The sequence below is a fragment of the Candidatus Igneacidithiobacillus taiwanensis genome (assembly GCF_031962545.1).
Classification (GTDB): Bacteria; Pseudomonadota; Gammaproteobacteria; order Acidithiobacillales; family Acidithiobacillaceae; genus Igneacidithiobacillus; species Igneacidithiobacillus taiwanensis.
The window spans coordinates 1-5,343 of record NZ_JAVRKK010000145.1 but is presented as its reverse complement, the minus strand read 5'-3'; the positions used below and the strand labels follow the sequence as shown (position 1 = coordinate 5,343).

The 5,343-nt window shown below is 62.0% G+C and carries 4 protein-coding genes and 1 pseudogene; all 5 read right to left on the bottom strand.

Features of this window, described 5'->3' with window-relative positions; all coding sequences use genetic code 11:
* A pseudogene (locus RTI30_RS12365) lies at nucleotides 1–518 on the bottom strand (hopanoid biosynthesis associated radical SAM protein HpnJ); the annotation flags it as partial.
* Nucleotides 515–1,651, bottom strand: a complete 1,137-nt coding sequence (hpnI, locus tag RTI30_RS12360; RefSeq protein WP_312261111.1) for a bacteriohopanetetrol glucosamine biosynthesis glycosyltransferase HpnI — start codon at nucleotides 1,649–1,651, stop codon at nucleotides 515–517. The gene hpnI and the pseudogene RTI30_RS12365, both read right to left, overlap by 4 nt.
* A gap of 3 nt (nucleotides 1,652–1,654) precedes the next feature.
* On the bottom strand, nucleotides 1,655–2,647 hold the full coding sequence (hpnA, locus tag RTI30_RS12355; protein ID WP_312261109.1) for a hopanoid-associated sugar epimerase: 993 nt from the start codon (nucleotides 2,645–2,647) through the stop codon (nucleotides 1,655–1,657).
* The gene (locus RTI30_RS12350; protein WP_312261108.1) at nucleotides 2,635–3,312 is read right to left on the bottom strand and encodes a 5'-methylthioadenosine nucleosidase; all 678 of its coding nucleotides are present in this window, start codon (nucleotides 3,310–3,312) and stop codon (nucleotides 2,635–2,637) included. The genes hpnA and RTI30_RS12350 overlap by 13 nt, the downstream gene beginning before the upstream one ends.
* 8 nt (nucleotides 3,313–3,320) lie before the next feature.
* Nucleotides 3,321–5,243, bottom strand: coding sequence for a squalene--hopene cyclase (shc, locus tag RTI30_RS12345; protein WP_312261106.1), 1,923 nt, complete (start codon nucleotides 5,241–5,243; stop codon nucleotides 3,321–3,323).
* Nucleotides 5,244–5,343: the final 100 nt, after the last annotated feature.

The following is a 5,343-nucleotide window of genomic DNA, read 5'->3' as shown; positions in this document are numbered from 1 at the left end:
GCGTCCATGTCTTCGATCATGGCGCGGTCAGGAGTGCGTACCAGTAGACCATTGGCGTCGCGATAATTGATGCCGTCGACCTCCGACAGAGGACGACCCTCGGCAATTTCCTTGAGGGTGTAGTCAAACTCCTCTCGCGCCACGAAATCGATAGCGGGGGAGGCCTGCAGTGACTCTTCGGGCTCGACGGCCACCTTGGCACCGACCAGGCCGATCATCATCTTGGGATAGTGGGCCTTGAGCATCTCGGCCATACGCACATCCGAAGGGAACGACGGTGTGCTGGTGTGCATAATACACAATTCGTAACCCGCTGCGACGCGCAGGGTTTCCTCAACGGTAATATCGGCTGGGGGCGCGTCGAGAAGGCGGCTGCCCGGAATCATGGCTGCCGGCTGCGCCAACCAGGTGGGAAACCAGAAAGAGCGAATCTCTCGTTTCGCCTGATAGCGGGAACCCGCCCCGCCATCAAAGCCTTCAAAGGAAGGGGCCTGGAGAAACAGGGTTTTCATCGTCATCGCTCTACTCCGTCATGCAATTGCCCATGGGCGTCGATGGAAAAATTCCTACCGCGCCAATGCACTGAACTTGCTACCTGCGCGTGCGCCCAAATCCAGAAGCCGAGGACGTCGGCCAAAAGCACCGCCGACAGGGGCAGCGGCGAACGCAGCTTGCGTACAATCCGCCAATGGTACACGAGGCGCAAGACGAGAACCAGCACCAGCAAGGCCGCGCCGGCTTTGCCCAGAAAGGCTGCCAGGAGAAGACTGAGGGGCAGCGGATAGGTGAGAAAGGAGAAGGCATGCCCCCAGGGTTGCACGGTACGGGTAGTGCGCGCCCAGCGTAGGGCATGGCGGTAGAAACTAGCAAAACCTGGCTCTGCCACTATGGTTTCGACGACATAATCGCTAACGACACTGCGATAGCCCTGTGCTCGCACCGAGGCACCGATGGCGTAGTCATCGGCCAGGGCCGGGGCAATGGCAGGAAAGCCACCGCAAGCCTCGAAGACTTCGCGGCGTATGGCAATACTGGCCCCGGCACAATAGACGTTGGGCCCAAGAGAATTGGCCAAGCGCACCGAAGGCAAAAAGTGCTCCTGTATCTGCACGCCGAGCACCTGCGACCAGAAGCCGCCTGCAACCCGCGGCCGATACAGGCAGCTCACGACACCAACCCCGGGCCTTTGCAATTCGCGCACGAGTTGCACCAGGTAAGCCGGGCCAACGCGGATGTCGGCATCTGCCAATACCAGTAGCGGATAGTGGGTCTGGGCATAGATACCGGCGAGATTGCTGACCTTGGGGTTGCCGCCCAGATCCTGCTGGTGCACGACGATATGCAGGTTTGCGCGCACCGGCAGTTGTTGTAACAGGGCGAGAACCGGGTCTGTGGGATCCTGCACCCCGCAGACGACTTCATAGCGGGGGTAGTCCTGCGCGAGAAAACTGTGCAGATTTTCGAGCAGCTCAGGCTCCACCCCATGCAGCGGCTTGAGGATACTGACGCCGGGGGCCTCCGCTAGCGGGCCATCCGCCCTTCCATCCTCGGGGAGTCGTGGCCGCCAGCGTTCGATTTGCCACCACGCCATGGCCCAGTAGATAGCGGAGAAAACTGCTAGTACCGCAAGAAAGTCGGTCAGGTACGCCACGCGTCAGTAATATTGGTGTTGGGAGAACCAAGCCACGGCATCACGCAAGGCCTCTTCCGCCGGGCGATGGGTATAGCCGAGTTCCTGCTCCGCCTTGCGCGAGTCGAAATACATGCGGTGCGCCGCCATGCGCAATTCGTCGCGGGTTACGAGAGGCACCCCTCTCCCCCGCCAGCGCACCCAGGACTCCGCCAACCAGGCCACAGGAAAGAGCAGCCGCCGCGGTAGGCGCAGCCGCGGCGACGGTCGGCCCGTCAATCCGCTGATGCGGGTCAGGATGGCTTGCAGGGAAAGATTGTCGCCGCCCAAGATGTAGCGCTCGCCAACGCGACCCTGCTGGAGGGCGAGCCAGTGCCCCATGGCCACGTCATCCACATGCACGACATTGAGCCCGGTATCGATGAAGGCGGGCATCCTGCCTGCAGCGGCTTCTACGATCATGCGCCCGGTGGGGGTGGGCTTGCGATCGCCGGGGCCGATGGGCGTGGACGGATTGACGATGACCACGGGCGCGCCTTCCTCCCGACAAAGAGCTCGCACCCGCTCCTCCGCAAGAAACTTGGAGCGCTTGTAATGCCCGATCATATCCGTCAGGGAGGAAGGGGTTTCCTCGTCACTGGGCTGACCATCGGCGCGAAAACCCAGCACGGCAACGCTGCTGGTGTACACGATGCGTTCCACTCCGGCCTCCTGTGCGGCGCGGATCAGGGCTTCGGTGCCTGCCACATTGGCTTGGTACATGGCGTCGGGGTCGGGAACCCAAAGACGATAATCGGCAGCAACGTGAAGTACCCAACGGCAATCGCTTACCGCCCGTTGCAAGCTGGCCGGATCACGGAGATCACCCTCCACGACTTCGATATTCGGGAACCCCGCCCAATTGCTGTCATCGGCCTGGGGACGCGCCAGTACTCGTACTTGTACCCCCTCCAAGTGCAGGCGCCGCAGCACGGCACCACCCACAAAGCCCGAGGCCCCGGTGATCAAGGCACGCATCGTTCCGCCCTCCCCTGCAAAGGACCGCGCAAATGCCGCAGGGTCGCTGCCGCCGCCTGCATCTGCCTACCCAGGCGCAGTAAGGCCGGGATGTCTTGTGGGCGGCGTATGAGTTGCCAGACAAACCCAGGCAGAAGCGGGCGCCCAAAAGCGTCGACACCGTGGAGTACCGCTTGCGGCAAACGACTATCGGCACTATCGACAATCACTCGTAGCGCCAGAAAGGACATCCCCAGCTCTTGTGCCAGAGCGGCTACGGCGCCGCTCTCCATGTCGACGGCCAGGGCCTGGGCCGCTGCCTGCGCCTTGGCGGCCGGCGTTGCGAGTGGCGCCGCCAGGGTCAGCAGAGCACCCCTCGGTGCCGCCGGGCAAGATACAGGAAAGTTCTCGGCAAGATGCTGATCGACGGGATACTCCCTTCCCTGCCAGAGGATCTTGTCGGGGAGCAAAAGATCACCGGCTCGCAGATCTTGCCGCAAGGCACCGGCGGTGCCGATGCTGAGTAGCGCTTGCGCACCCGCCGCTACCAAGGCCGAGGCTGCCGAACGGGCCGCCTCCGGCCCCATACCCGCGAGAATGGCGTAGTCACCACCGGCATAGGCTTGTACTCGCCGTGGGTTATGAACGCCAACGCCAAGCGCCCGCGCTTCCGCCGCCAAGGCCACGCAGAGACCTAAGCGTGGGCGTGGAGCTTCTGATAGCGGCTGAGCGCCCATAACGGAAAATACAGTTTGTAACCGTGATAGGTGATGTAAAACACCCGTGGGAATCCTGGTGCATTGAACCAGGGGTCATGCCACTGGCCGTCGCTGCCTTGGTGTTCCTGTAGCCAAGCAATCCCGCGTCGGAGGGCATCGCTATTACGATCACCGGCTGCCATCAGGGCCAGACAGGCCCAGGCGGTATGGGCCGCCGTTGCCGGTTGCCCCTGCCCGGCCAAACCTGGCTCGGCGTAGGAGTCATTGCTCTCCCCCCAACCGCCATCGTCTTGTTGCACCGCCCGCAGCCAATCTGCCGCCCGCTCCATGACCGGCTGCAAACTGGGATCGCGGAGCTCGCCAAGAGCGGTGAGCACCGACCAGGTTCCGTAAATGTAGTTGGTCCCCCAACGACCAAACCAGGAGCCATTAGGCTCTTGTTCGGCGAGCAGATAGCGCACGAGCCGTTGGATGGCGGGGCGATCCTGCGGACGCCCCAAAGCAGCCAGGAAGGCAAGCACACGACCACTCACATCCGCGGTTGGCGGATCGAGCAGCGCCTTGTGGTCGGCAAAGGGGATTTCATTAAGGTAGTAGCGAGTATTATCGACGTCATAGGCGCCAAAACCGCCATTACGCGACTGCATGCCCACCAACCAGTCTGCTGCCCGCTCCAGAGCGGGGCGATCTTCGACTCGGCCGGCCAAAAGCAAAGTCCAGGCAACCGCCGCCGTATCGTCGAGATCAGGATAATAGGGATTTTCGTATTGAAAGGCCCAGCCGCCACCGCGTAGCTGCGGTCGACTCTCGCGCCAATCTCCCGGAGCATCGGTAATCTGGCGCTCGAGCAGCCAGCGCATGGCACCGAGGGCAGCGGCACTCGGCTGCGCCTCGACCTCGAGCAAGGCACGCAGCGCCCAGCAAGTATCCCAAACCGGCGACACACAGGGTTGACAGTAAGCCTCTTCACTGCGCTCGACAACGAGCCTGCGCAATGCCTCTTTGGTTTGCAGCCGATAGGGATGGTCGGCGGGATACCCCAATAGCGCAAGGGCCTCATGGGCATTGACCATAGCCGGGAAAATACCATTGACGCCATGAACTCCATTGAGACGCTCGATGAACCAGGCCTCGGCACGGCGAATGGCAAGACGGCGAAGAACTCCCGGCAGGAAGGGCTCGATTCCCCGACCCAAGCGATCGAAAGCAAGAAACACCCGCGCCACGACTCCCTTCCGCGCGCAGGAGAAATAATCCTTGATGGCTTCGGGCGGCGTAGAAAACAGCTCTGCAATCCCAATGTTCAGCGGATTTTTCGCCCGCGCTTTCAGGCTGCAGAGGATGAAGAGCGGCACCATGACCGTACGCGACCACGAGGCCACTTTATAGATGTGCATGGGAAACCAGCGGGGAAAGAGCAGGATTTCCACCGGAATGAAAGGCACCGCGCGCCATGGGACCTGACCGAACAAGGCCAGGGTGATACGGGTAAAGACGTTGGATCGCTCAGCACCGCCATGGGCGAGGATGGCGGCACGGGCGCGTCGCATGTGCGGTGCGTCGGGCGAGTCGCCCGCCATTTTCAGGGCGTAGTAGGCCTTCACTGAGGCACTCATATCAAAACGCCCGCCATAGTAGAGCGACCAGCCGCCATGATCGGCCTGATGGCGACGCAAGTAGACGGCAAGCTTTGCCTGAAGTTCGGCATCGCGCTCATCCATGTAGTGCATCATCAGGATATATTCGGCAGGGATGGTGCAATCTGCCTCAAACTCGAAGCACCAATGGCCGTCTTCGGCCTGCAAGGCGAGCAAGGCCTGATGCGCCAAGTCGATCACTTGCTTGAGGCGTGCGCGCGGTGCCTGCGCGGTGCCGTACCGAGTGGTCGGCATCAACATAGCGGGGCTCGCGGCAGGGGCTTGGTGGCAACGCGAAAGGCGAGATCCAACAATGGATCGAAGCGGTGCAGCAGACGCGAGAGGAGGATCATCGTCCGTA

Coding starts and splice junctions, on each gene's coding strand:
- hpnA (WP_312261109.1), bottom strand. CDS start 2,647: ATGCGTGCCTTGATCACCGGGGCCTCGGGCTTTGTGGGTGGTGCCGTG.
- shc (WP_312261106.1), bottom strand. CDS start 5,243: ATGTTGATGCCGACCACTCGGTACGGCACCGCGCAGGCACCGCGCGCA.